This window comes from Pseudomonas sp. GW823-FHT03E05 (assembly GCF_058796855.1).
This window is the reverse complement of the sequence record NZ_JBXAJB010000004.1, coordinates 384,676-408,612: the sequence shown is the minus strand read 5'-3', so window position 1 is coordinate 408,612 and position 23,937 is coordinate 384,676. Positions and strand designations below refer to the sequence as shown.

The following is a 23,937-nucleotide window of genomic DNA, read 5'->3' as shown; positions in this document are numbered from 1 at the left end:
ACTGTGGCAGCGCGAATCATCCAGGTTCATCAGACTCGCGCTCCACTGGGGTTCTGCGTTTCGGTGTTTTTCATGCGGGTACGATTTCTTTCGACTGTTCTACTCTTGGCCGGGCTGTTGCTCGGCCCGCTGTGTTTTGCGGCCGCGCGCTGCGATGTCAATGTCCCGACCCAACGGGTCGACCTGCCGCAGGTGAGCCTGGCCTACCAGAGCATTGGGCGCACCTCCGACCCGGCGTTACTGCTGGTCATGGGCCTGGGCGGGCAACTGATCCACTGGCCGGATGAGGTGGTGGTGGCCCTGTGTCAGCAAGGGTTTCGGGTGATCCGCTACGACAATCGCGATGTCGGCCTGTCCACCTGGCGCCAGGCCCCGGCCAGCGCCAACCTGACCTTCGAAGTGCTGCGCTACAAGCTGGGCCTGCCGGTGGCGGCGCCCTACACCCTGACCGACATGGCCGATGACGCCCTGGGCCTGATGGACGCCCTGCATATCGAGCAATTCCACGTGCTGGGGGCGAGCATGGGCGGGATGATCGCCCAGCATCTGGCAGCCATGGAGCCGCGGCGGGTCGAGAGCCTGACGCTGATCATGACCAGTTCCGGGGCCGAAGGTTTGCCGGCGCCGAACGCGGCGCTGGTGCAACTGCTCTCGCGGCGCAACGCACCAAGCCGGGAAGCGGCGCTGGAGCAGCAGGCCGACCTGCTGGCGGCCCTGGGCAGCCCGAAGGTCAGCGATGACCGCCAGGTCCTGTTGCAACAGGCGGCGGTGGCCTATGACCGGGCGTTCAACCCGGAAGGGGTCAAGCGCCAGATCATGGCGATTCTTGCCGAGCCGAGCCGGGTGGCATTGCTCAAGCAACTGCGGGTGCCGACCCTGGTGGTGCATGGCACCGCCGACCCGTTATTGCCGGTGATGCACGGCGTGCACCTGGCGGCGCAGATCCAGGGCAGCCAGTTGAAGTTGATTCCGGGGCTGGCCCACCGGTTCCAGGAAGCCTTCAAGGCGCCGCTGCTGGCGGCGGTGCTGCCATACCTGCAAACCCACCGGGAAGACACTTCCCACTGGGCGCAGATCGAGCCGCTCGATAGCAGCAACATCCTCTAGGGCAGCGCGGCAAGCCGGCTCTTGCGGTTGGGTGCAGGAGCCGGCTTGCCGGCGAATGAAGCGCCGCGGTTTCAGCGAACGATCTTGTCCACCTGGATGCCGAGTTTCTTCAGCCGGTACCAGAAGCTGCGCTCGGAAATGCCGATCAACTGCGCCGCTGCCGCCTGGACACCGTTGCTCTGCTGCAGGGCGGCGAGAATGTAGGCTTTTTCCACTTCCGCCAGGGCCGCTTCCAGGTCGCTGGGCACTTGCGGGCCGACACTGATGGCTGCGCTGCTCTCTGTGCCCTGCGCCTGGGGGCCGAACAGATACCCTGGCAGGTCCTTTTCTTCGATGACCTGGCCGCTGGCGACGATGGTGGCCCGCTCCACGCAGTTCTGCAGTTCGCGGATATTCCCCGGCCAGGCGTAGCTGGCCATGGCCTGCAGGGCTTCGGGGCTGAAGCCGCTGATGCGCTTGCCGGCGGTGGCACCCAGGCTGTGGGCAAAGTGCCGGGCCAGCAGGGCGATGTCCTCGACCCGTTCGCGCAGTGCCGGCAAGGGGATCGGGAATACATTCAGGCGGTAGTACAGGTCTTCGCGAAATTCCTTGTTGGCCACCGCTTCCAGCAGGTTCTTGTTGGTGGCGGCGATCACCCGCACATCCACCTTGCGCTCCCGCGGATCGCCCACCGGCTCGATCACCCGCTCCTGCAGGGCACGCAGGATCTTGGCCTGCAGGGCCAGGGGCATGTCGCCGACTTCGTCGAGGAACAGGGTGCCCTTGTCGGCTTGCTGGAAACGCCCGACCCGGTCCGCCACGGCACCGGTGAAGGCGCCCTTGCGGTGGCCGAACATCTCGCTTTCCAGCAGGCCCTCGGGAATGGCCGCACAATTGACCGCGACAAAGGGCTTGTCGGCCCGGTTGCCGTGCTTGTGGATGGCCCGGGCGACCATTTCCTTGCCGGTGCCGCTTTCCCCGGTCAGGAGGATGGTGGCGTTGCTTTCGCGCACCGAATCCACGGCTTGCAGCACCCGACGGAAGGCCGGGCTGTCGCCCACCAGGCTGTCGATCTGCTGATGCTCTGCGAGCTCGGCGCGCATGCGCTGGTTGTCTTTGAGGATGTCTCGAAACTGCAGGGCCTTGCTGACGGTGATGTCCAGTTCGTCGATGTCGAAGGGTTTGGCGATGTAGTCGTAGGCGCCGTTGCGCATGGACTGCACGGCATTCTTCACCGTGCTGTAGGCGGTCATCACGATCACCGGCAACTGCGGGTAGCGCTGCTTGATTTCCCCCAGCAACTGCGGCCCGTCCATGCCGGGCATGCGCCAGTCGCTGATCACCAGGTCGATGTCTTCCTGCTCCAGCACCTTGAGCGCGTGCAGGCCGTTGCCTGCGGTAAATACCTGGATGCCGTTCTGGCTCAGGGCCGACGACAGCAGGTCGCAGAGTTTCGGCTCGTCATCGACCACCAGCAGGTTATGCGTCATCACTGTCCTCGTCGTCTTCTTCACCGTTGGCCGGAATGTACAGGCTGAAGGTGGCGCCAGCATCTTTTTCGCTGGTGCACTCGATATGGCCGTCATGGCTTTCCATGATCGAGAAGACTTTAGCCAAACCCAGGCCGGTGCCCGAGGCCTTGGTGGTGACGAATGGGGTGAAGATGCGTTCCAGCATGTCCGGCTCGATGCCCTGGCCGGTGTCGCTGACGCTGATGATGGTTTCGTCGTCGCGCTGGGAAATGCCCAGGGTCAGGCGGCCGCCGTCGGGCATGGCGTCGATGGCGTTGAGAATCAGGTTGAGGCAGGCCTGCTTGAGTTGCCGGGCATCGGCGTGGATGGTGGCGCCCGGGGCCTGGTCGTCGATCCGCGCGTCGATGTTGTGGGTGGCCAGTTCCGGGGTGCAGAAGCCCAGCAGTTCCTCCACCAGCGGGCGGGCCAGCTGGGTGGCGCGTATCGGCGCGCTGGGCTTGGCGAAATCGAGGAATTCGGTGATCAGGTCGTTGATCCGGCTGACCTCGCTGATCACGTATTCCAGGTGGCGCTTGTCGTTTTCCGGCAGGTTGGCCCGGCGGTGCAGCAGCTGCGTGGCCGTCTTGATGATGCCCAGCGGGTTGCGGATCTCGTGGGCCAGGCCCATGGCCACTTCGCCCAGGGCGTGCAGGCGGTCGCGGCGGCGCAACTGGGCTTCCAGATGCTGCAGTTCCCCCAGGCGCTCGGTCATGTGGTTGAAGGTGCTGCTCAGCTCAGCCAGTTCGTCGCCGCCGATCACCGGCACCCGTTGGCGGTAGTCGCCGGCGATCACCGCCTGCACGCCCTTGGACAGGCCCCGCAGCGGTCGGGTCAGGCGCTGGGAAACCAGCCAGCCGACGCACAGCGAGGCTGCCGAGCTGAGCAGGAAGATCAGGATGAACAGGTTGCTCTGGTTGACCAGGCCCACCAGGCTGCTATGGCGAAGCAGGCCGCTGAAGATCACCCCCACCAGGTCGCCGCTGTCGTTGAAGATCGGCCGGTACAGGCCGCTGTAGCGGCTGGTGAACTGCTCGGTGGGCTGGCGGGTGGCGCGCAGGATGTCTTCGATCTTGTGCGGCACCTGGGGCGGGTGGTCCTCGAAGCGCTGGGTGGCGAAGATTTCCGAGAAGTCATCGGCCTTGGCCAGGTACAGGCGCAGGTCCAGGGAATGCACGTCGGCCACGCTGGTGAGGAAGCTGGCGTCCAGGTAGGTGGCGATCAGCAACTGGTAGTCGACCCCGTCGAGCTGGGTCTGGAACGTCGAGACCACCGCCCCGGTGGCCACGCCGCCGACCTGGATGGTCTGCAGCACGGCATTGGAGGCGGTACTGATCTGCCCCACCACGTCATCGGCGGCAGTGGTGAACACCACCTTGTGATCGTTCTTGCGGATCAGCGCCACCACGTCGATGCCCATGGAATCGGCGATGTCGGCGGTGAGCTTGTCATGCTTGGCCGCATTGCGGTCCGTGGGCGGGCGCGTATAGCGCAGGAACAGCTGGGCGATCCGCGCGTTGTCATGGAGGATTTCGGTGATCTCGTCCTCGACGATCTTGGTGGACTCCTGCAGCCAGATCCGCACGTTGCTGTCGAAGATTTCCGACAGGGTAGTGGCCGCCAGTTCCGCGGCGATCATGGTGGGAATCACACTGACCAGCCAGAACGCCAGCACCAGCTTGCGTTGCAGGCTCCAGCGGGAAATGGCGAAGGGGCGAGGAGGGCGACGATCTTTTCTGGTCATGTACTTTCGCTTATTGCAGCAGCCATGGCGGGGTCGGAGCGATCCGGGCGGACAAAGCGTTTTATCAGTTTGAGCAGGGCATTGAGCAAGGGATTGCGATGCCGGAAAAACAACATGTTACCGGTGAACTGGCAACCCAGGCGCAACTTGCTGGCATAACCGGCCTGGCCGCACTCGTACAGGGGAATGCGTTGCTGAATACAGTAGTCGACGTTGGCCAGCCAACTGCGGAAATACAGATTGTGCTCACGGGTGACACTGAGGTCGTGGGCAAAGAACTTGTCGATCAGCCGATGCTGGTCGATGAGCACCAGGTTGAAGGCCACCAGTTGCTCGTCGACCCAGTACAGGACACAGGCCGCGCGTTCCCCCAACTGCTCGAGGATGCCGGTGAAGTAGCCTGCCGGCAGGCGTTCGAACTGCAGGTCGCTACGATTCAGGGTGGCCTCGTAGAGGCGCATGATGTCCGGCAGCACGTCGTCGATCTGGCGTCGCCATTCTATGCGTGGCGCCGGTGTCCGGAGTTTGCGGCGCAGGTCCTTGCGGGTGGATTTGCCCAGGGTGCCCAGGTAGGCGTCGATCGAGGCAAAGGGTACCGGCAGCAGCGCCGTGGGCAGGCTCGGCATGGCTTGCAGGCCCGCGGCCAGGCAACTGGCAGCCCATTGCCGGTCGTTGCTCGGCGCATCCTTGACCGCCATCAGGCCGATGCCGAAGCTGTCGGCATCGCGTCGCGCCAGTTGCAGCAACTGCTCCAGCAGCTCCTGGCGGCGTTGCGCAGGCACATGGCTGGCGGTGCCGGCATTGCACTGTTCGGCCACAGGCGAGCCTATGGCGTACAGGCGCAGCTCCAGGGCCCCGGGCCACTGGCGTGCCAGGCGTTCGGTGAAGCGCTTGGCCAGCCCGGAGACCGTGGTATCAAGCCGGTACTGGGTGGTGAAGGCCGGCGCCACTGCCACCAGGGTCGAACCCTCGTAGAGCGCCAGGTAGCGCCAGCGAAAATCGGCGATCGCGGCTTTTTCCACGGCCAGGTAATAGTCCCAATCCTCCAGGGCCCCTGGGAAACAGTCATTCCAGGCGCTGCGATCGATGGCCTGGATGGTTGAAAAGGCTTGGGCGGTTATCACGTCTCTTCCTTAAGTCACGCCAGCTGTCGGTAGTCTTCGCGCACCGCAGGTGCCACCACTCGCTGCTGGATGAAATCTGCGCTCAGCTCGATCACCCGCTGGTACTGCAGGTCCACGGTGATCATGTGATAGCAGTTGTCGAGGAGGATCTTGGTCACCGGGCCGCCGAGCTTGCGCTCCACGTAGTCGGCGTTCCAGGTACTGGTGATGTCGTCTTCACTGGAGTGCAGCACCAGGGCCGGGGTCAGGATCGACGGCATGCGTTTCTTGACCACGCCGTTCATCCGGTGCAATTCGCGCACCGTCACGCCCTCCATGGTCAGGAGCCCGGCATTGCTGCTTTCACCGGCTTTCATCTGCTTCTCGACGATGGCCCGCAGGCGTTCGTTCTTGATGCCGTAGGGTGGCTTTTCCTCGAAGCGGCAGATGTGCACGCCAAAGGGGATCTTCATCAGCAACGGGGTGAGGAAGGCCAGCTTGTTGATGCTCCAGCCGTCGTACTTCAGGGTGGTGGAGTACATCAGCAGGCCGCTGATCCGTCCCGGATGCTCGGAGGCCAGGTACATGGACATCACCGCACCCATGGACAGGCCGCCGACGAACACCTGCTCGTGGCGCTGCTGTACATCGGCGAAGGTCTTGCGCACGCCCTCGTACCAGTCCTGCCAGCCGGTGGCCTGCAGGTCGCTGTTGTCCCCGCAGTGCCCGGGCAGGGTCGGTACGTACACCGTGCACGTACCGTCCTTGGCCAGGCCCTGGGCCACCCGACGGAGTTCCGTCGGGGTGCCGGTCAGGCCGTGGATCAACAAGACCCCGACCGGACCCGTGCCGAGAACGAAGCCGGCGCTGCCTTCGCCCAGATCGATCTCAGCCTTGCTCATCGCTTCATGGCCCGATCCAGCAGGCGATCCAGCAGTGCGATGCCCAGGTCGATTTCCGCGTAGCTGATTTCCAGCGACGGGGCCAGGGTGATGACGTTCTTGTAGTAGCCGCCCACATCGAGGATCAGGCCCAGGCGCTGGCCGTTGATTTCGATGTCGCCCTTCATGCCTTCCTCGACCATGTAGTCCAGGGTCGCCTTGTCCGGGGTGAAGCCGTCGGTGGTGCAGATCTCGCAGCGCAGGGCCAGGCCCAGGCCGTCGACGTCGCCGATGATCGGGTAGCGCTTCTGCAGGTCCTGCAGGCCGGCCAGGAAGTACTTGCCCTTCTCCATGACCATCGCGCCGTAGTCGATCTCGCTGGTCATCTTGAACATTTCCAGGCCCACGGCGGTGCCCAGCGGGTTGGAGGCGAAGGTGGAGTGGGTCGAACCTGGCGGGAACACGCCAGGGTTGATCAGCTCTTCACGGGCCCAGATGCCGCCCAGCGGGTTGAGGCCGTTGGTCAGAGCCTTGCCGAACACGATCACGTCCGGCTTGACGTCGAAGTGCTCGATCGACCACAGCTTGCCGGTGCGGTAGAAGCCCATCTGGATCTCGTCGACCACCATCAGGATGCCGTGCTGGTCGAGCACGTGCTTGAGCTCGCTGTAGAAGTTCATCGGCGGGATCACGTAGCCGCCGGTGCCCTGGATCGGCTCGACATAGAAGGCGGCATATTCGCTCTGGCCGACCTTCGGGTCCCAGACGCCGTTGTATTCGGTTTCGAACAGGCGGGCGAACTGCTGCACGCAGTGGCTGCCGTACTCTTCCTTGGTCATGCCTTTGGGGCCGCGGAAGTGGTACGGGAATGGAATGAACTGCGCACGCTCGCCGAAGTGGCCGTAGCGGCGGCGGTAGCGGTAGCTGGAGGTGATCGACGAAGCGCCCAGGGTACGGCCGTGGTAGCCGCCTTCGAAGGCGAACATCAGGCTCTTGCCGTTGGTGGCGTTACGCACCACTTTCAGCGAGTCCTCCACCGACTGCGAACCGCCGACGTTGAAGTGCACGCGGCCGTCGAGGCCGAACTTCTTCTTGGCGTCGACCGCGATCATTTCCGACAGCTCGATCTTGCCTTTGTGCAGGTATTGGCTGGCGATCTGCGGCAGGGTGTCGATCTGTTGCTTGAGGGCGTTGTTCAGGCGTGGGTTGGCGTAGCCGAAGTTCACCGCCGAGTACCACATCTGCAGGTCGAGGTAGGCCTGGTCGCTGGTGTCCCAGACGTAGGAGCCTTCGCAGCGGCTGAAGATGCGCGGTGGTTCGATGTAGTGAACGGTATCGCCGTAGGAGCAGTACTTGGCTTCTTTTTCCAGAAGGATCTGGTCTTCTGCGGTAGCGATGCGGATATCAGACATGGTGGAAGAGTTCCTGGGTTTCAAGAGAGAAGTTGGTCGCGTTGGCGGCGTTGTTCGGCAGCTTGGCCAGCAGCGCTGGCAGTTCGGCGAAGGAGTCGAACCGCGCATGGGGAATCTTGTTGCGTTCGCAGTAGTCGGCCAGGCGATCCTTGGCGAACACGAAGTCGGCGGTGGAAGCCACGCACATGTCCGACTGGCCGTCGCCGATCACCAGCACGCGCTTGCCCCGCGGGGTGGATTTGCACTTGCAGTTGCCGGAAGCGGCGCGGCAGGCGTCGCTGGCGTAGGGGAAGTCGATGCGCCAGCTGTTGTGGTCGACCTGGCGCAGGCGGTTGGCGAGGATCGGCAGCAGGGTCACGTAGTTGCGTGCCAGGATGCGGGCGATGCCCTGCTCGATGCCGTCGCTGACCACTTCGATGGAAGCGCCCAGGCCGATCACGTGATCGACGAAGTCGGGGAAGTCGGGGTCAATTTCGACACTGTCGAAGTAGCCCAGCAGTTCGGCGGGCGAAGCCTTGACCAGGGCCAGTTGGCGGCTGAGGCATTCTCGGGAGCCGATGTGACCGTCCAGCCATTCCTGCTCTATGCCTTCCCAGCTGGGGTCGGCGAAGCGTTGGAGAACGTTATCGATCACGTCGGCGCGGGAGATGGTCCCGTCGAAGTCACATACGATATGCCAGTGCATCATCTGCTGTTACCTGTTGAATAAGAGCGCTCTTTGCGCTTGTGGCAGGGGTAGAGCAGGGACTGTGCCAAGTGGCGAAAACCCAGCGGGGCTGGGGTCTTGGCGAGGAAAGAGGGTGATTTGTAGAGTTCTGGCTACAATTTTTGTAGGTCCCTACAAAGAACATCAGTGCTTGCGCCCAAGGGCCGCTCTGATGATTGATGCGCGCATGTTCAGACAAGGAAACTCATTCATGCCCAGGCTTTTATCCCCCGCCTTACTGGCCGGCCTGCTCTCCCTGACCCTCGCCAGTGGCGCCATGGCCGACTCCGGCATCACCGGTGAACTGGGCCTGGGCCTGGGCTATCAACCCCATGACCCCACAGGCAGCAGCTACGACACCGTGCCGCTGCCGTACATGGATCTGGATTGGGGAGATGTCAGCCTGAGCGGTGACGATGGCCTGACCTGGGATGCCTTCAAGAGCAATGGCTTGAGCATCGGCCCCTACATCAATTACCTGCAGGGGCGTAATTCCGACGGCGCGCTGCGCGGCCTGCGGGATGTTCGCGACATGGCCGATATCGGCGCCTTCATCGAGTACGCCCCCGAGGACTTCTGGCGGCTGTTCGCCGCCGTGGGCCAGGCGGTGGGCGGTGCCGGGGGCCAGGGCGGGGTGCTGGGCAAGGTCGGGGGTGAAATCGGCTACCCGCTGGGCCTGGGCATCATTGGCAGCAACAACCTGACCCTGCACTTCGCCGATGGCCGCCAGAGCCAGACCTTCTTCGGCGTCGACGCCAAGGAGTCCCTCGCTTCCGGCATTGGCCAGTACAACGCCAGCGGTGGCATGCAGAACTTCACCCTGAGCCAGAATTTCCACTTCCCCCTGGGGGACAACTGGGCGCTGGTGGCCAGTGCCAGCTGGACGCGCCTGGTCAATTCCGCCGCGGACAGCACCATCGTCCGCGACAAGGGCGAGGTCAACCAGGGGCAGGTGCAGACCGCCATCAGCTACAAGTTCTGAGGGGCGCCTCCCTGGCCTGAGCACGGCCTGGGGCGGCTACAGCAAAAACTGGTCTGGCCTTTGCAATGGTCGCCATGAATTCAATTTCTCAGGAAGTTCTTCATGGCTCGACCTGCCTATCGTCTACTCGCCTATTCCCTCTGGGACCTGATCCCGATTGCCATGGCCCTGGCGCATTTCGCCTTTGTGCTGTGGCTGGTGCTGGATTTCCACGCCCTGTCCTGGTGGGTCATCCTGCCGGCGGCGCTGCTCTACGCAGTCAGCCTGTCGTGGAGCATCAACAGCATTTCCCATAACCAGATCCACAACGCCTATTTCACCCCCGGGTGGATGAACCGCGGCTTCGACCTGCTGCTGTCGGTGACCATAGGTTTTTCCCAGACCCTGTACCGCGACATCCACAACCGCCACCACCGGGGCAACTCCGATCTGCCGGACGCCAATGGCAAGACCGTCGACCCGCTCTCCATCTACCTGCATGGCAAGGATGGCCAGCCGGACAATCCCTGGGCCTACACCTTCCTGAGCTTTTTCCGCGACGACCCCAAGGAGATCTACCAGGAAATGCAGCGCAAGCGGCCTGATGATGCCCGTTGGGTAAAGGTGGAAATCGGCGTCACGGTCGCCTTCTACCTGGCTCTGGCGCTGTATGACTGGCACGCGGTGCTGGTGCTGCTGCCGTTCTGGTACCTGGGACAGTCACTGTCGTCGCTCAATGGCTACTACGAGCACCTGGGGGGCAACCCGGACCTGCCTATCGCCTGGGGCGTGAGCTCCTACAGCCCGCTGTACAACCTGATCTGGATGAACAACGGCTACCACGCCGAGCATCACTACCGGCCGAAGATGCACTGGACCAAGGTCAAGGCTTTCCACCGCGAGATCCGCGAGCAGCAACGGGCTGCCGGGGTGAAAGTGATTCCGGTGTCCCACGGCCTGGGTTTCCTGGTGTCCCACCGCAAGGCCTAAACCCCGTGGCTGTAGGAGCTGGCTTGCCAGCGAAGGGGCCGGCAAGATCGCCTTCGCCGGCAAGCCGGCTCCTGCACAACATCCCTTCGCTGTAGCAAAGAGGCCCTCAGGCCTCTTCACCCTCCGCCAAGAGGGCAATCCCGCCGATGATCACGAAGACGCCGACCCAGTGCAGCAGGCTGATCTGCTCGCCCAGGCCCAGCCACGAGCCCAGCAGCACCACCACGAATACCAGGGAGCTCAAGGGGAAGGCCAGGGACAGGCTGCTGCGCCGCAGGATCAGCATCCACACGAAAAACGCGCCGATATAGCAGGCAATCGCCATCAGCACCCCGGGGTTGACCGCGACCGCCGCCAGCCACTGCAGGTTGAAATCCATCTGGCCCAACTGGTCGCCGCCAACCTTGGTGGCGATCTGCCCGGCGCTTTCGAAACCGATCAGCAGGGCCCAGAGCACGATGGTGCCCAGGCGCTCGTGCAGCCAGCCGTGGGAGGTATTGGAACTCATCAAACGCTTCCTTCTATTCGTTGAACAAGGCTCAGGTACTGGCCACGCACACCAGCATCACCCCGGCGGTGATCACCAGGGTGCCGAGCCAGCGACGGCGGCTGACGGTCTCGCCCAGCACCACCTTGCCCGCCAGTACCACGCCGCAATAGGCCAGGGCCGCCGCGGGGAACAGCAGGCTCAGGGGCGCCCGGGACAGGGCTTCGAGCCAGACGAAGAACTCGATGGCGTAGGCGCCGATGCCGCACCACAGCAAGGGCGCGTTGAACACCTGGCCCCAGAAAGCGTTCAGGCGAAAACCGCCTTCCAGCTCTGGCAGGCGGTCCAGGCCGAGCTTGAAACAGAGTTGGCCGACCACGTCCAGGACAATGGAAAAGGCCACCAGCAGAACAACGGTCAGGGTCACGGGAACAGCTCCTCGAACAGCGAGATCAGGGCTTCATTGGTCACCGAATTGCGCAGCAGGTCGTTCTGGCTCCAGCGCTCGGCCGGAGGCTGGTCGGACTTGGCTTCCCAGCGTTTGAAGGCGTTGCTGAAGGCCGGCTGGGCGAACTCGCCGCAGACGTCAATGCCCAGGATCCGCTTGCGCGCGGCCAGGGTGCGCAGGGCCTGCAGCAGGTGGGTCAGGCGCATGCCGCCCTGGTCCCAGTTGGTGGCGGCGTCTTCGCTGGCCAGCACATCCTTGTCGATGGTGATCCAGAGCGCCTCGGTGGGCAGGCTGTCGATCATCTGTTCGAGAAAGGCCTGCCAGTCCAGTTCCGCCAGGTTGCGCCAATGCAGGTGGTTTTCCTGCTGCTGGTGCCCGGCGCCGTCGCCGACCCGCCCCCAGACCTTGGACGGCGCGTGCTGCCAGGGGAACAGCTGCAGCTTGCCGTGCTTGAGGGCGGCGACATTGCCGCCGCGCAGTTGTGGGTTGTGCAGGTCTTCGCTGCAGGGGCCAAGGGTGACGATGCGCTGGATGTGCGGCAGTTTCAGCGCCCGGTTGACCCAGGAGCCGCAATGCCGGCGCGGAGCCAGGCGCACCCAGTCCGGGTGGTTGTCGAAGTGGATCAGGCTCACCGGCTCTTGCAGGTCGCCGAGAAAGGCCGGGGTCAGGTGGTGATAGTCACCGGAGCCGACAAAGAAGATTTCCGGCTGCGGGCCGCTGTGGCGAGGCCGCTGGCGCAGGCGTTCGGTGAAGTGACGGTAGGTGCGCTCGGTGGACCACAGGCGCAGCTTGGGGCCCAGGTCCAGCAGGTCGAGACGCCGAGCCTGGCCGCTGTTCAGGCGTCGGATGATCGGCTCCTGGGCGGTCAGGCTGTGGTCGAGATCTAAGATATTCAAGGTGTTCTTTACCCATGGCAGCGCCCTCCAGAAAACTGCGTGATCAGGCTGAAACGCAGGCTGGGCGGGCTTTGCCGGGTAAATGCAAGGGTCGGGCCAGGGTCGTTGCCGGGTTGCCGGCGAAAGACCGCGGCGCAGGCTTCGCGAGCAAGCTCGCTCCTACGGGAATGGCAGGGCTCAGGCGTGCAGGCGCACCCAGACGCTGACCAGGATCGTCGCGGCGATCAGCCAGGCCACGGCGGCTACCGCCAGGGAAGCTTCCAGGCGCAGGCGGTCGACCATCACATACAGGGTCGCCAGGTAGACGAAGTAGGGAATGATCGACCACATGCCGAACAGGATGGTGGTCTTCAGGTCATCGAGGGAGCGGCCCTTGCCGACGATGTAGTGGGCGATCAGGGCAAAGGTCGGGAACAGCGGCACCAGGCCGGCGATGTAGTAGTTCCGGGTCTTGGCCAGGGCCGCCAGAATCACCACCACCGCCGCGCCCAGGGCGGCCTTCAACAATAGATCCATGGTTACTCGCGCCTTGGGTTAGTGGCTCAGGCCGTACTTCTTGACCTTGTCGAACAGGGTGGTCTTGGCCATGCCCAGCTCCTGGCTGGCCTGGGTCAGGTTGCCGCCGCTGCGCTGCAAGGCATCGTTGAGCAGGTTGCGCTCGAAGGCTTCCACCGCCTCGGCAAAGCCCAGCCCCTGGGCGACACTGCTGCCGGGCTTCTTGAAGGCCGGCAGGCCGAGGGCAAAGCGTTCGGCGACGTTGCGCAACTCGCGCACGTTGCCCGGCCAGTCGTGGCTCATGAGGGTCGACAGGGTCTGGTTGTCCAGCTCCGGCACCGCGCGGTCAAAGCGCAGGGACGACTGCTGCAGGAAGTGCTCGAACAACTGCAGGATGTCTTCGCGGCGTTCGCGCAGGGGCGGCAGTTCCAGGGTCACCACGTTGAGGCGGTAGTACAGGTCGCTGCGAAACTCCTTGGCCCGGCTCATTTCGTCCAGGTCCGACTTGGTGGCGGCGATCACCCGGCAATCCACGGCCACGCTCTGGTTGGAACCGAGGCGCTCCAGGGTACGCTCCTGCAACACGCGCAAGAGCTTGATCTGCAGGTTGATCGGCATGCTTTCCACTTCGTCGAGGAACAGCGTGCCCTGGTGGGCGTGCTCGATCTTGCCGATGCGCCGTTTGCCGGCGCCGGTGAAGGCGTTGGCCTCGTGGCCGAAGATCTCGCTTTCGAAGAGGTTCTCGGGCAGGCCGCCGCAGTTCAGGGCGACGAACTGCTGCTGGTGGCGCCGGCTGAAGTCGTGCAGGCAACGGGCAACCAGTTCCTTGCCGGTACCGGTTTCGCCCTCGATCAGCACGTTGGCCGAGGTATCGGCAACGTTGGCGATCAGCTCCCGCAGGTTCTGCATGGCCGGCGAGCGGCCGATGATCCGCCCTTCCAGGGAACTGCGTTCGGCCAGTTGGCGGCGCAGCGAGGTCACTTCCCGGGCCAGGCCCCGTTGCTCCAGGGCGCGGCGGGCCACATCCACCAGGCGCTCGGGGGAGAAGGGTTTTTCCATGAAGTCGTAGGCGCCTTTCTGCATGGCGCCCACGGCCATGGAAATATCGCCGTGGCCAGTGATCAGCACCACCGGCAGGCTGCGGTCCCGGGCCTTGAGGCGGTTCAGCAGTTCCAGGCCATCGATGCCCGGCAGGCGAATGTCGCTGACCACGATGCCGGGAAAGTTTTCACCGACCTGGGCCAGGGCTTCTTCGGCGCTGCCCACACCGATGCAGGGAATGTCTTCCAGGGCCAGGGCCTGTTGGCAACCCAGCAGGACATGGGGGTCGTCTTCGACGATCAGCACGGTCAGCTCGTTGTTCATATCGGCTCGGCTCGAGTGGGGCTTGCCAGGGGCAAGCTGAGGACAAAGGCGGTGCCGCCGCTTGCCGGGTGTTCCACCCCCAGGCTGCCGCCGGTGGCGGCGGCGAGGCTGGCGGACAGGGTCAGGCCGAGGCCCAGGCCCTGCTCGCCGGGTTTGGTGGTGAAGAAGGGTTCGAACAGGTGCTTGCGCGCTTCAAGATCGATGCCGTGGCCGTTGTCGCGCACCCGCAGGCGGTACTTGCCCTCGCTGAATTCGCCCTCCAGCCACAGTTGCGGCTCCGGTTGGGCCTGCATGGCATCCAGGGCATTGCCGATCAGGTTGACCAGGATCTGCTCCAGGCGGGTCTGGTCGATCTGCAGGGTCTGCTCGGTGAAGTCGCGGTGCAGTTGCAGGGGCAGGGGTTCGAGGCGCGCATTGAGCACTTGCAGGGCTGCGTCAACGGCCTTGTCCAGGCTGGCCTGGCCCTGGTCGTCGCCACGGCGGGCGAAGGAGCGCAGGCTGGCGGTGATGCGGCCCATACGGTCGATCAGTTCATTGATGGTCTTGAGGTTGGCGCTGGCGGTGTCCAGGGCGCCGCGTTCGAGGAAGCGCACGGTGTTGCCGGACAAGGTACGCAAGGCCGCCAGGGGCTGGTTCAGCTCGTGGGCGATGCTGGTGGACATCTGGCCGATGGCCGCCAGCTTGCCGGCCTGGACCAGTTCGTCCTGGGCGCGGCGCAGGGTTTCCTCGGCCTGGCGGCGTTCGCGGATCTGGCCCTTGAGCCGTTCGTTGCTGGCCCGCAGGTCGGCGGTGCGTTCGGTGATCCGCCGTTCCAGCTGGCTGTTGGCTTCCTGCAGGGCTTCACGGGCGGCCAGGCGAGTGGCGATGACCTTGCGCCGTTCGTTCCAGGCGATCAGCAGAAAGGCCACCAGGGCAAAGGCCACCGCCACCAGGATGCCCTGGTTGATGGCTTCGCGGCGCAGGTCCTGCAACGGGGTGAGCAGGGTGAAGTTCCAGGGGGTATCGCTCAGGGGCCGGGTCTGGGACAGGTAGCTGATGGCTTTCTCGTCGGACACCAGCTCGGTGTTGGCCGGAAAGGTCAGCTTTTCCACGCCTTCGGCCAGGCGTTCCCGGGCCAGGGGTTCCAGTTCGTTGAGGGGGAACCAGTAATATTGCAGGCTGCGGGCCAGGCGTTCCTTGGTGTCGTCGCTGAGCGGGCGGACCGACTTGAGGCGGCGCGCCGGATCGCTGGACAGGATGATGATGCCGTTCTCGTCGCTGACGAAGGCTTCCAGGCGGGCACGCTGCCAGCGTTCCTCCAGGGCCTCCAGGCGTACCTTGACCACCGCCACGCCGATGATCTTGCCTTGTTCCTCCAGGCCATGGGCCAGGTAGTAGCCAGGTTCGCCGTTGGTGCTGCCGATGCCGTAGAAGCGCCCGGGCTGGCCGCGCACGGCGTTCTGGTAATAGGCCCGGAACGACAGGTCTTCGCCCAGGTAGCTGTCGACGTCACGCCAGTTGCTGGTGGCCACCACCCGGCCCGTGGTGTCCATGACATAGATGGCCCGGCTGCGGCTGCGGCGGTTCAGGCCTTCGAGGTATTGATTGACGGTTTGCCGGTGTTCCGGCGAAGGGTCGCCCAGCAGCTGGGAAACACTGGATTCCAGTTCCAGCAGGCTCGGCAGATAGGTGTACTTGCTGATCTCACTTTCTACGGCGCGGGCATGCAGCTCCAGCTGGCGCTGGCCATTTTCGCTGAGGGTGCGGATGCCGTTGTGCTCGCTGATCCAGAACCCGACGTAGCCCAGGCCGATCATCAGCAGGATGACCAGGGGCGGCAGGAACAGATGTCGGATCAGGCGGGGTTTCACGGCGAGTGATGGCGGCGCGGCGCGATAGAGAGTGGGGTCGCATTTCATCACAGATGCCTTGGGTCAACCACTGCGCAGTGTCTGTAGGAGCCGGCTTGCTGGCGACCAGGGCGGCACTGACGATAGGGGAGTCAGATACCGTCCCGTCGCAGGCAAGCCGGCGCCTACAGGAACGCGGGTTTTAGTGCTGCAGGATCTTCTCGAGGAAGTGCTGCGCACGTTCGGAACGGGCGCTGATATCGCCGAAGAACTCTTCTTTCTGGCAGTCCTCGATGATCTGGCCCTTGTCCATGAAGATCACCCGGTTCGCCACTTTGCGGGCAAAGCCCATTTCGTGGGTCACGCACATCATGGTCATGCCTTCATGGGCCAGTTGCACCATGACGTCCAGCACTTCGTTGACCATTTCCGGGTCCAGGGCCGAGGTCGGTTCGTCGAACAGCATGACGATCGGGTCCATGGCCAGGGCGCGGGCGATGGCCACACGTTGTTGCTGGCCACCGGAGAGTTGCCCCGGGTGCTTGTGGGCATGGGCGGCGAGGCCGACGCGGTCCAGCAGTTGCAGGCCTTTCTTGGTGGCCTCTTCCTTGCTGCGGCCCAGCACCTTGATCTGCGCGATGGTCAGGTTCTCGGTGATGGTCAGGTGCGGGAACAGCTCGAAATGCTGGAACACCATGCCCACGCGGGAACGCAGTTTCGGCAGGTTGGTCTTGGGGTCGGCGATGGAAGTGCCGTCCACCACGATGTCGCCTTTCTGGAAGGGTTCCAGGGCGTTGACGCACTTGATCAGGGTCGACTTGCCGGAGCCGGACGGCCCGCAGACCACCACCACTTCACCTTTCTTGACCTCGGTGCTGCAATCGGTCAGCACCTGGAAGTCCCCATACCACTTGTTGATGTTCTTGATAGAGATCATACGGCGAACCTTTTTTGCAGACGCTTGACCAGCAGCGAGGCGGCAAAGCTGATTGTGAAATAGACCAGACCAGCGATGATCAGGAATTCATTGGAGCGGCCGATGATGTCGCCGCTGGACCGCGAGGCGTTGAGGAAATCCACCAGGCCCACGGTGTACACCAGGGAGGTGTCCTGGAACAGGATGATGCTCTGCTGCAGCAGCAGCGGGGTCATCTTGCGAAACGCCTGGGGCAGGATGATCAGGCGCATGGTCTGGCCATAGCTCATGCCCAGTGCCTGGGCTGCGCCCATCTGGCCCTTGGGGATCGACTGCACGCCGGCACGGACGATTTCGCAGAAGTACGCCGCTTCGAACATCATGAAGGCCACGATGCACGAGGTGAATGCGCCGATCGGGGTGTCTTCGCCGGTGATCCAGCGCAGCACGAAAGGCACCGCCAGGTAGAACCAGGTGATCACCAGCAGCAGCGGGATCGAGCGGAAGTAGTTGACGTAGGCGCCCGCCAGGTTCGACAGCAGCTTGTTGTGAGACAAGCGCATCAAGGCCAGCAAGGTACCGAGGATGATCCCGCCGACCACACCCATGACCATCAGCTTGAGGGTCATCAGCATGCCGTTCCACAGGCCGGGAATGGCCGGGATGATGCCCGAGAAGTCGAATTCCATTATTTACCTCCCACGGAGATCAGGCCGGGGACCGAAACTTTCTTCTCCACCAGGCGCATCAGCAGCATCAGGCTCATGTTCAGGGTGAAGTAGATCAGGGTAGCCAGGGTGAAGGCTTCGAACAGGTTGGCCGAGAACTCGGCGGTCTGCTTGGTCTGGGCCAGCAATTCCATCAAGCCGATCAGCGATGCCACGGAGGAGTTCTTGAATACGTTGAGGAATTCCGAGGTGAGCGGCGGAATGATGATCCGGTAGGCCTGGGGCAGCAGCACGTTCCAGTAGATCTGCGGCAGCGAGAAGCCCATGGCGCGTGCGGCGGATTCCTGGCCACGGGGCAGGGCCTGGATACCGGTACGTACCTGTTCGCAAACCCGTGCGGCGGTGAACAGGCCCAGGCACACGACAACGCTCAGGTAGGCCGAGGTGGTCGGGTTGAGGTCCTGCTTGTACCACTCCTGGAGGTTCTCCGGCAGCAGGTCCGGCACCAGGAAGTACCAGATGAACAGCTGCACCAGCAGCGGCACGTTGCGGAAGATCTCCACGTACACGGTGGCGATGCCCGACACCAGGCGGTTCGGCACGGTGCGCATGACGCCCAGGATCGAGCCCAGCAGCAGCGCGATGATCCAGGCCACCACGGCGATGGCGATGGTCCAGCCCAGGCCGGAGATGAACCAGTCGAGATAGGTCTCGCTGCCCACGCCGGTGGACTTGAAGAACACGCCCCAGTCCCAGTTGTAATTCATTAGGGTTACCCCTCAGATCGTTCGATGTACAAGCACCCGCCTGGGGACGTCCGTTCCCGCCTGATCATGACGATCAGGCACACACGATCGGCTCGACAACCACCGGTTCGAGTGTTTCCAAAAAATGCCAGCAGGTAGTGACAGACTCCTGAAAGGGCAGGGCCCCTTCAGGAGATAAGGTTAGTCAGGAATCAGGACTTTTTGTCGTCAGCCGCTTTGTCGGTCGGGTTGGCGATCAGGGCCTTGAGCTCGTCGCTCATCGGGAACATCAGGTTCAGGCCTTTTGGCGGGATCGGCGACTGGAACCACTTGTCGTAGATCTTGTTGATTTCGCCCGATTTGTAGGTGGCGACGATGGCGTCATCCACGGCTTTCTTGAACGGGGCATCGCCCTTGCGCACCATGCAGCCGTAGATTTCGTAGGACTGAGGGGTACCGGTCACGGCCCAGTCGGTCGGTTTCTTGGCCTTGGCCATTTCACCGGCCAGCAGCGCGTCGTCCATCATGAAGGCTACGGCGCGGCCCGATTCCAGCATCTGGAACGACTCACCGTGGTCCTTGGCGGAGATCACGTTCATGCCCATCTGCTTGTCGGCGTTCATGGCCTTGAGGATGCGCTCGGAAGTGGTACCGGCTGTGGTTACCACGTTCTTGCCTTTCAGGTCCGCGAAGTCCTTGTAGGAAGAGTCCTTCTTGGACAGCAGACGGGTGCCGATCTCGAAGATGCCAACGGAGAAGTCGACTTGTTGCTGACGCTCGACGTTGTTGGTGGTGGAGCCGCACTCGACGTCCACGGTGCCGTTCTGCACCAGCGGGATGCGGGTCTGGGAGGTGACCAGGTTGTACTTGACCTTCAGGTCAGGCATGTCGAGGTCTTTCTTGATCGCTTCGACGATTTTCAGCTGGATGTCGTGGGAGTAACCCACTGGCACGCCGGAAGCGTCAGCGATGTAGGAAAACGGAATGGAAGCGTCGCGATGTCCGAGGGTGATGGTGCCGGACTCTTTGATTTTCTTCAGTGTGCCGGTGAGCTCGGCAGCGAAAACTGGAGTGCTAATCAGAGCGGCAGCGATAGCTGCGCCCAACAGATGGGGAACGATGCGCATCAATATTTCCTCGACATTTGTTTTTTTTATGAAGCCAGTTCGACGGCTCTTTTATACAGCGAATGCCTTGACGGCTCCTGTTGTGTTGGCACGACAGGCATTCGTCGCACAGTGTAGAGCATGAGTCGTGCCAGACCCATTGATCATCGTCAAACCCTTGATTTTCAAGCCTATAGAATATTTGTGACCTGGGGATTTCAGCGGCTGTATCCGGTTATCCGAACCCCTGCGGCTTCGCCATTCGGAAAACCGAACGTGCCCCTGCCATTGTAGGAGCCGGCTTGCCGGCGAAACGTTCAATCCTGCGGGCCCACAAAAAAGCCCCTGGACCTTCCGGCGCAGGGGCTTTGCTTGCCTATGTGGCTCAGGCAGCCTTGATCTTGCCGCGATTGTGCTCGACTTTCTGCAGATAATCCTGCAGTTGCTGCTGCTGCGCCTCGGTGGTGAACAGCCCGAGCTTGCTCCGGCGCCAGAGAATGTCCTGGGCTTTCACTGCCCATTCCTCGCTGCACAGGTAATCCACTTCACGGGTATAGAGGCCGCCGCCCAGGTGTTCGCCCAGGTCGCTGAGGCTGTGCACGCCTTCCAGCAGGCGCCAGGTACGGCTGCCGTAGCTGGTGGCCCAGCGCTGGGCGATCTGGCTGGGTACCCAGTCGAACTTCTTGCGGATGGTTTCTGCCAGCGCCTGTGGCGTGCTCATGTTCTCGCCACCGGGCAGGGTGGCCTGGGCTGTCCAGCTCGGCTTGGCCTGCTTGAAGTACGGCGCCAGCTGCGCCATCGCCGATTCCGCCAGTTTGCGGTAGGTGGTCAGCTTGCCGCCGAACACCGACAGCAGGGGGGCCTCCTCGCCATGGCCGGAAAGGGCCAGGGTGTAGTCGCGGGTCACGGCCGAAGGGTTGTCGGATTCGTCATTGCACAGCGGGCGAACGCCGGAATAGCTGTGCAGGATATCGCTGCGGCTCAGCTGTTTCTTGAAGTGCGCATTGACCACTTGCAGCAGGTAATCGGTTTCACCTTCAGTGATCGCCACCTTGGCCGGGTCACCGGTGTATTCGCGGTCGGTGGTACCGATCAGGGTGAACTGGTTGAGGTAGGGAATGGTGAAGACGATGCGCTGGTCCTCGTTCTGCAGGATGTGCGCGTGCTCGCCCTCGTACAGCTTGGGCACGATCAGGTGGCTGCCCTGGATCAGGCGGATACCGTACGGCGACTCCAGCTTGAGGTCGTCCTTGATGAACTTGGCGACCCAGGGGCCCGCGGCGTTCACCAGGGCCTTGGCGCTGATGGAGAACAGGCTGCCATCGGCGCGCTCCAGCTCCAGTTGCCACAGGCCCTTGCTGCGGCGGGCGCTGATGCAGCGGGTCTGGGTATGAACATGGGCGCCGTGTTCGCGGGCGGCCATGGCATTGAGCACCACCAGGCGCGCATCGTCGACCCAGCAATCGGAGTATTCGAAGCCCTTGGTGATTTCGGCTTTCAGGGCGCTGTCGGCACCGAACTTCAGGCTGCGCGAGCCGGCGAGTTTTTCCCGCTTGCCCAGGTGGTCATACAGGAACAGGCCGGCGCGAATCATCCAGGCCGGGCGCAGGTGTGGCCGGTGCGGCAGGACGAAACGCATGGGCTTGACGATATGCGGGGCCTTGGCCAGCAGCACTTCGCGTTCGGCCAGGGCTTCGCGCACCAGGCGGAACTCGTAATGTTCGAGGTAGCGCAGGCCGCCGTGGATCAGCTTGCTGCTGGCCGAGGAGGTATGGCTGGCCAGGTCGTCCTTTTCGCAAAGGAACACGGACAGGCCGCGACCTGCCGCATCGGCGGCAATTCCAACACCATTGATCCCACCGCCAATGACGGCGATATCGTAAACCTCGGAAAGAGGGCGCGCGGGCAAGGTAGAAGTGGGCATCGACAGGCCTCGTGTTACTTTGATATTTGAATTCGAACATTAATGTTCATTTTCGAAAATACTAGCGCATAAAGATGCACGCATCCAGCGTGCTTCGATTGAAAAAACTGATCGAAGCAGCGCTAAAGGAAAGTTTTCGAACATTGTCGACGGGTAACTGTAGCCGCTGCTGTTGCCTTGGGCTGGATGGCGGGATCGGCCGCGGCGATTTCGAAAGCGATGAAGCGTCGAGGCTCGTCGTTCGAGCGCGGCCGGATCCGCAGGAGGGAGAGCAGTCAGACCACTTCGAGACGGATCTTGTGCTGGTTGAGCAGTTGGGTCAGGGCCGGTACCGGTTGCTGGTCGGTGACCAGGCAATCGATCAGGCTGATGGGCCCCAGGCGGATCATGGCGTTGCGCCCGAACTTGCTGGAGTCGGCAGCAAGGATCACCTGCCGGGCATTGGCGATGATCGCCTGGGATACCCGCACTTCCTGGTAGTCGAAGTCCAGCAGGCTGCCGTCCTCGTCGATGCCACTGATGCCCACCAGGGCGAAGTCGACCTTGAACTGGTTGATGAAGTCGACACTGGCCTGGCCCACCACGCCGCCGTCACGGCGCACATTGCCGCCGGTGAGCAGCACGTCGAAATCATCCTTGGCACTGAGCATCGAGGCCACGTGCAGGTTGTTGGTGATGATCTTCAGGTGGCTGTGATTGAGCAGGGCCCGGGCGATGGATTCGGTGGTGGTGCCGATATTGATGAACAGCGAGGCGTGATCGGGGATCTGCGCGGCAACGGCTTCGCCGATACGCTGCTTTTCGTCGCGCATCTGGTCGGCGCGCATGGCGTAGGCGGTGTTTTCTACGCTGGAGTCATAGGCTGCGCCACCGTGGTAGCGGCGCAGCAGATTGGCTTCCGCCAGCTGGTTGATATCGCGGCGGATGGTTTGCGGGGTTACGACGAACAGCTGGGCCAATTCCTCGATGCTGACGTAGCCGCGTTCGCGAACCAGATCGAGGATTTGCTGCTGACGGGGAGGCAGATTCATGGGGCTTCCTTTGGGCTGCCGTGCAAAATTTGCCCATGATGCCGCAGGAATCCCCTCCCTACCAGTTACAAGCGGTTACCAATCCACGGCTTGGCTTATTTGGCCTCGTCGTGGGGTTCCCAGTCGCGGGTGCGGCTGACGGCCTTCTTCCAGCCTGCGTACAGGCCTTCTTTTTCCGCTTCCGCCAGTTGTGGTTCGAACTCGCGCTCGATCACCGCCTTGCCCCGCAGTTCTTCCAGGCTGCCCCAGAAACCGCAGGCCAGGCCCGCCAGGTAGGCAGCGCCCAGGGCGGTGGTTTCACGCATTTGCGGGCGTTCCACCTGGGTGCCGAGGATGTCGGCCTGGAACTGCATGAGGAAGTTGTTGGCCACGGCGCCGCCGTCCACCCGCAGGGCTTTGAGGCGTTCGCCGGAGTCCTGCTGCATGGCGTCGAGCACGTCGCGGGTCTGGTAGGCGATGGACTCCAGGGCGGCACGGATGATGTGGTCCACGCGCACGCCACGGGTCAGGCCGAACAGCGCGCCACGGGCATAGGGGTCCCAGTAGGGAGCACCCAGGCCGGTGAAGGCCGGCACCAGATACACGCCGTTGCTGTCCTTGACCTTGCCGGCGAAGTATTCGGTGTCGTGGGCGTCGTTGATGATCTTCAGTTCATCACGCAGCCACTGCACGGTGGAACCGCCGTTGAATACTGCACCTTCCAGGGCGTAGGCCACTTCGCCACGGGGGCCGCAGGCGATAGTGGTGAGCATGCCGTGCTGGGATTTAACCGCCTTGTCGCCGGTGTTCATCAGCAGGAAGCAGCCGGTGCCGTAGGTGTTCTTGGCCTGGCCCGGCTCGACGCACATCTGGCCGAACAGCGCGGCCTGCTGGTCGCCGGCGATACCGCCGATGGCGATGCCGCTCTTGGTGCGGCCGTAGATTTCCGACGAGGACTTCACCTGCGGAAGCATTTCCCGCGGGATGTCCAGCACCTCCAGCATCTTCGCGTCCCACTCCAGGGTGTGGATGTTGAAGAGCATGGTGCGCGAGGCGTTGGTGTAGTCGGTGACGTGGGTCTTGCCGCCGGTGAATTTCCAGATCAGCCAGCTATCGATGGTGCCGAACAGCAGCTCGCCGTTGCGCGCACGCTCGCGGCTGCCTTCGACGTTGTCGAGGATCCACTTGAGCTTGGTGCCGGAGAAGTAGGGGTCGGTCACCAGGCCGGTGGTTTCGCGGATGTAGTCTTCCAGGCCGTCGCGCTTGAGCTGCTGGCAGATCTCGGTGCTGCGGCGGCACTGCCAGACGATGGCGTTGTAGATCGGCCGGCCGGTGTTCTTGTCCCAGACCACAGTGGTTTCACGCTGGTTGGTGATACCGATGGCGGCCACCTGGTCGTGATGCAGGCCGGCTTGTGCCAGGGCCTCGACCATCACCGCGCTCTGGGTGGCGAAGATTTCCATCGGGTCATGTTCGACCCAGCCGGCCTGAGGGTAATGCTGGGCGAATTCACGTTGGGCGGTGCAGACCACGTTGGCGTCGCGATCGAAAATGATCGCCCGGGAACTGGTCGTACCCTGATCGAGGGCAATGATGTAGTTCTTATTCTGAATGTCGGTCATGTCGATTGCCTTGGACGAAATAAGGGAGTGAGAA

The 23,937-nt window shown here is 63.1% G+C and carries 22 protein-coding genes; 3 read left to right on the top strand and 19 right to left on the bottom strand.

What is annotated here, in order from left to right; all coding sequences use genetic code 11:
• The first annotated feature begins 72 nt into the window (after window positions 1–72).
• On the top strand, window positions 73–1,107 hold the full coding sequence (locus AC1RCO_RS18750) for an alpha/beta fold hydrolase (RefSeq protein ID WP_015636833.1): 1,035 nt from the start codon (window positions 73–75) through the stop codon (window positions 1,105–1,107).
• 71 nt (window positions 1,108–1,178) lie between these two features.
• Here the strand turns inward: AC1RCO_RS18750 and AC1RCO_RS18745 are convergent, their stop codons facing one another.
• From AC1RCO_RS18745 to AC1RCO_RS18720, 6 genes are read right to left on the bottom strand one after another with little or no spacing between them, the layout of a single operon-like run.
• Window positions 1,179–2,576, bottom strand: coding sequence for a sigma-54-dependent transcriptional regulator (locus tag AC1RCO_RS18745; RefSeq protein WP_015636832.1), 1,398 nt, complete (start codon window positions 2,574–2,576; stop codon window positions 1,179–1,181).
• Window positions 2,566–4,338, bottom strand: coding sequence for a sensor histidine kinase (locus tag AC1RCO_RS18740; protein WP_065365272.1), 1,773 nt, complete (start codon window positions 4,336–4,338; stop codon window positions 2,566–2,568). The genes AC1RCO_RS18745 and AC1RCO_RS18740 overlap by 11 nt, the downstream gene beginning before the upstream one ends.
• On the bottom strand, window positions 4,335–5,462 hold the full coding sequence (locus tag AC1RCO_RS18735) for a GNAT family N-acetyltransferase (protein WP_015636831.1): 1,128 nt from the start codon (window positions 5,460–5,462) through the stop codon (window positions 4,335–4,337). The genes AC1RCO_RS18740 and AC1RCO_RS18735 overlap by 4 nt, the downstream gene beginning before the upstream one ends.
• A gap of 14 nt (window positions 5,463–5,476) precedes the next feature.
• Window positions 5,477–6,343, bottom strand: a complete 867-nt coding sequence (locus AC1RCO_RS18730) for an alpha/beta hydrolase (protein WP_492617938.1) — start codon at window positions 6,341–6,343, stop codon at window positions 5,477–5,479.
• Entirely contained in the window at window positions 6,340–7,734 is a 1,395-nt protein-coding gene (locus AC1RCO_RS18725; protein ID WP_011063138.1) for an aspartate aminotransferase family protein, read from the bottom strand. Before AC1RCO_RS18725 ends, AC1RCO_RS18730 begins: the two co-directional genes overlap by 4 nt.
• Entirely contained in the window at window positions 7,727–8,422 is a 696-nt protein-coding gene (locus tag AC1RCO_RS18720; RefSeq protein WP_011063137.1) for an HAD-IB family phosphatase, read from the bottom strand. Before AC1RCO_RS18720 ends, AC1RCO_RS18725 begins: the two co-directional genes overlap by 8 nt.
• Window positions 8,423–8,651: 229 nt before the next feature.
• Between AC1RCO_RS18720 and AC1RCO_RS18715 the strand changes: the two genes are divergently transcribed.
• Together AC1RCO_RS18715 and AC1RCO_RS18710 are read left to right on the top strand one after the other, a co-directional pair.
• On the top strand, window positions 8,652–9,422 hold the full coding sequence (locus AC1RCO_RS18715; RefSeq protein WP_492617937.1) for a MipA/OmpV family protein: 771 nt from the start codon (window positions 8,652–8,654) through the stop codon (window positions 9,420–9,422).
• Window positions 9,423–9,524: 102 nt separating this feature from the next.
• Entirely contained in the window at window positions 9,525–10,391 is an 867-nt protein-coding gene (locus AC1RCO_RS18710; protein ID WP_093408393.1) for a fatty acid desaturase family protein, read from the top strand.
• Between the two features lie 106 nt (window positions 10,392–10,497).
• Here AC1RCO_RS18710 and AC1RCO_RS18705 read toward each other — a convergent pair whose 3' ends face one another.
• The 13 genes from AC1RCO_RS18705 to glpK all read right to left on the bottom strand — a co-directional run bounded on the left by AC1RCO_RS18705 (window position 10,498) and on the right by glpK (window position 23,903).
• Window positions 10,498–10,899 (bottom strand): DMT family transporter, encoded by a 402-nt coding sequence (locus AC1RCO_RS18705; RefSeq protein ID WP_011063134.1) that lies wholly within the window; start codon window positions 10,897–10,899, stop codon window positions 10,498–10,500.
• 31 nt (window positions 10,900–10,930) lie between these two features.
• Window positions 10,931–11,305, bottom strand: coding sequence for a DMT family transporter (locus AC1RCO_RS18700; RefSeq protein WP_011063133.1), 375 nt, complete (start codon window positions 11,303–11,305; stop codon window positions 10,931–10,933).
• On the bottom strand, window positions 11,302–12,222 hold the full coding sequence (locus AC1RCO_RS18695) for an arginase family protein (RefSeq protein WP_220223203.1): 921 nt from the start codon (window positions 12,220–12,222) through the stop codon (window positions 11,302–11,304). The genes AC1RCO_RS18700 and AC1RCO_RS18695 overlap by 4 nt, the downstream gene beginning before the upstream one ends.
• Window positions 12,223–12,399: 177 nt before the next feature.
• A complete protein-coding gene (locus tag AC1RCO_RS18690; RefSeq protein ID WP_169892259.1) occupies window positions 12,400–12,729 on the bottom strand; it encodes a GlpM family protein in 330 nt (109 codons plus the stop codon).
• A 27-nt stretch (window positions 12,730–12,756) separates the two neighbouring features.
• Window positions 12,757–14,082, bottom strand: a complete 1,326-nt coding sequence (gene aauR, locus AC1RCO_RS18685) for a two-component response regulator AauR (RefSeq protein WP_011063130.1) — start codon at window positions 14,080–14,082, stop codon at window positions 12,757–12,759.
• On the bottom strand, window positions 14,079–15,980 hold the full coding sequence (gene aauS, locus AC1RCO_RS18680; RefSeq protein ID WP_492617936.1) for a two-component sensor histidine kinase AauS: 1,902 nt from the start codon (window positions 15,978–15,980) through the stop codon (window positions 14,079–14,081). Before aauS ends, aauR begins: the two co-directional genes overlap by 4 nt.
• A 133-nt stretch (window positions 15,981–16,113) precedes the next feature.
• Window positions 16,114–16,848 carry an amino acid ABC transporter ATP-binding protein gene (locus tag AC1RCO_RS18675; protein ID WP_011063128.1) on the bottom strand — a complete coding sequence of 245 codons (735 nt, stop codon included), beginning with the start codon at window positions 16,846–16,848 and terminating at the stop codon, window positions 16,114–16,116.
• A complete protein-coding gene (locus AC1RCO_RS18670; RefSeq protein WP_011063127.1) occupies window positions 16,845–17,516 on the bottom strand; it encodes an amino acid ABC transporter permease in 672 nt (223 codons plus the stop codon). The genes AC1RCO_RS18675 and AC1RCO_RS18670 overlap by 4 nt, the downstream gene beginning before the upstream one ends.
• Complete coding sequence (locus AC1RCO_RS18665) at window positions 17,516–18,262, bottom strand: amino acid ABC transporter permease (protein ID WP_011063126.1); 747 nt, start codon at window positions 18,260–18,262, stop codon at window positions 17,516–17,518. The genes AC1RCO_RS18670 and AC1RCO_RS18665 overlap by 1 nt, the downstream gene beginning before the upstream one ends.
• Window positions 18,263–18,453: 191 nt before the next feature.
• Window positions 18,454–19,368 carry a glutamate/aspartate ABC transporter substrate-binding protein gene (locus AC1RCO_RS18660; RefSeq protein ID WP_011063125.1) on the bottom strand — a complete coding sequence of 305 codons (915 nt, stop codon included), beginning with the start codon at window positions 19,366–19,368 and terminating at the stop codon, window positions 18,454–18,456.
• A gap of 364 nt (window positions 19,369–19,732) precedes the next feature.
• The gene (gene glpD / locus AC1RCO_RS18655; RefSeq protein WP_492617935.1) at window positions 19,733–21,271 is read right to left on the bottom strand and encodes a glycerol-3-phosphate dehydrogenase; all 1,539 of its coding nucleotides are present in this window, start codon (window positions 21,269–21,271) and stop codon (window positions 19,733–19,735) included.
• 275 nt (window positions 21,272–21,546) lie between these two features.
• A complete protein-coding gene (locus tag AC1RCO_RS18650) occupies window positions 21,547–22,302 on the bottom strand; it encodes a DeoR/GlpR family transcriptional regulator (protein WP_011063123.1) in 756 nt (251 codons plus the stop codon).
• 95 nt (window positions 22,303–22,397) lie between these two features.
• Entirely contained in the window at window positions 22,398–23,903 is a 1,506-nt protein-coding gene (glpK, locus tag AC1RCO_RS18645; RefSeq protein ID WP_015636823.1) for a glycerol kinase GlpK, read from the bottom strand.
• Between the last annotated feature and the right edge of the window lie 34 nt (window positions 23,904–23,937).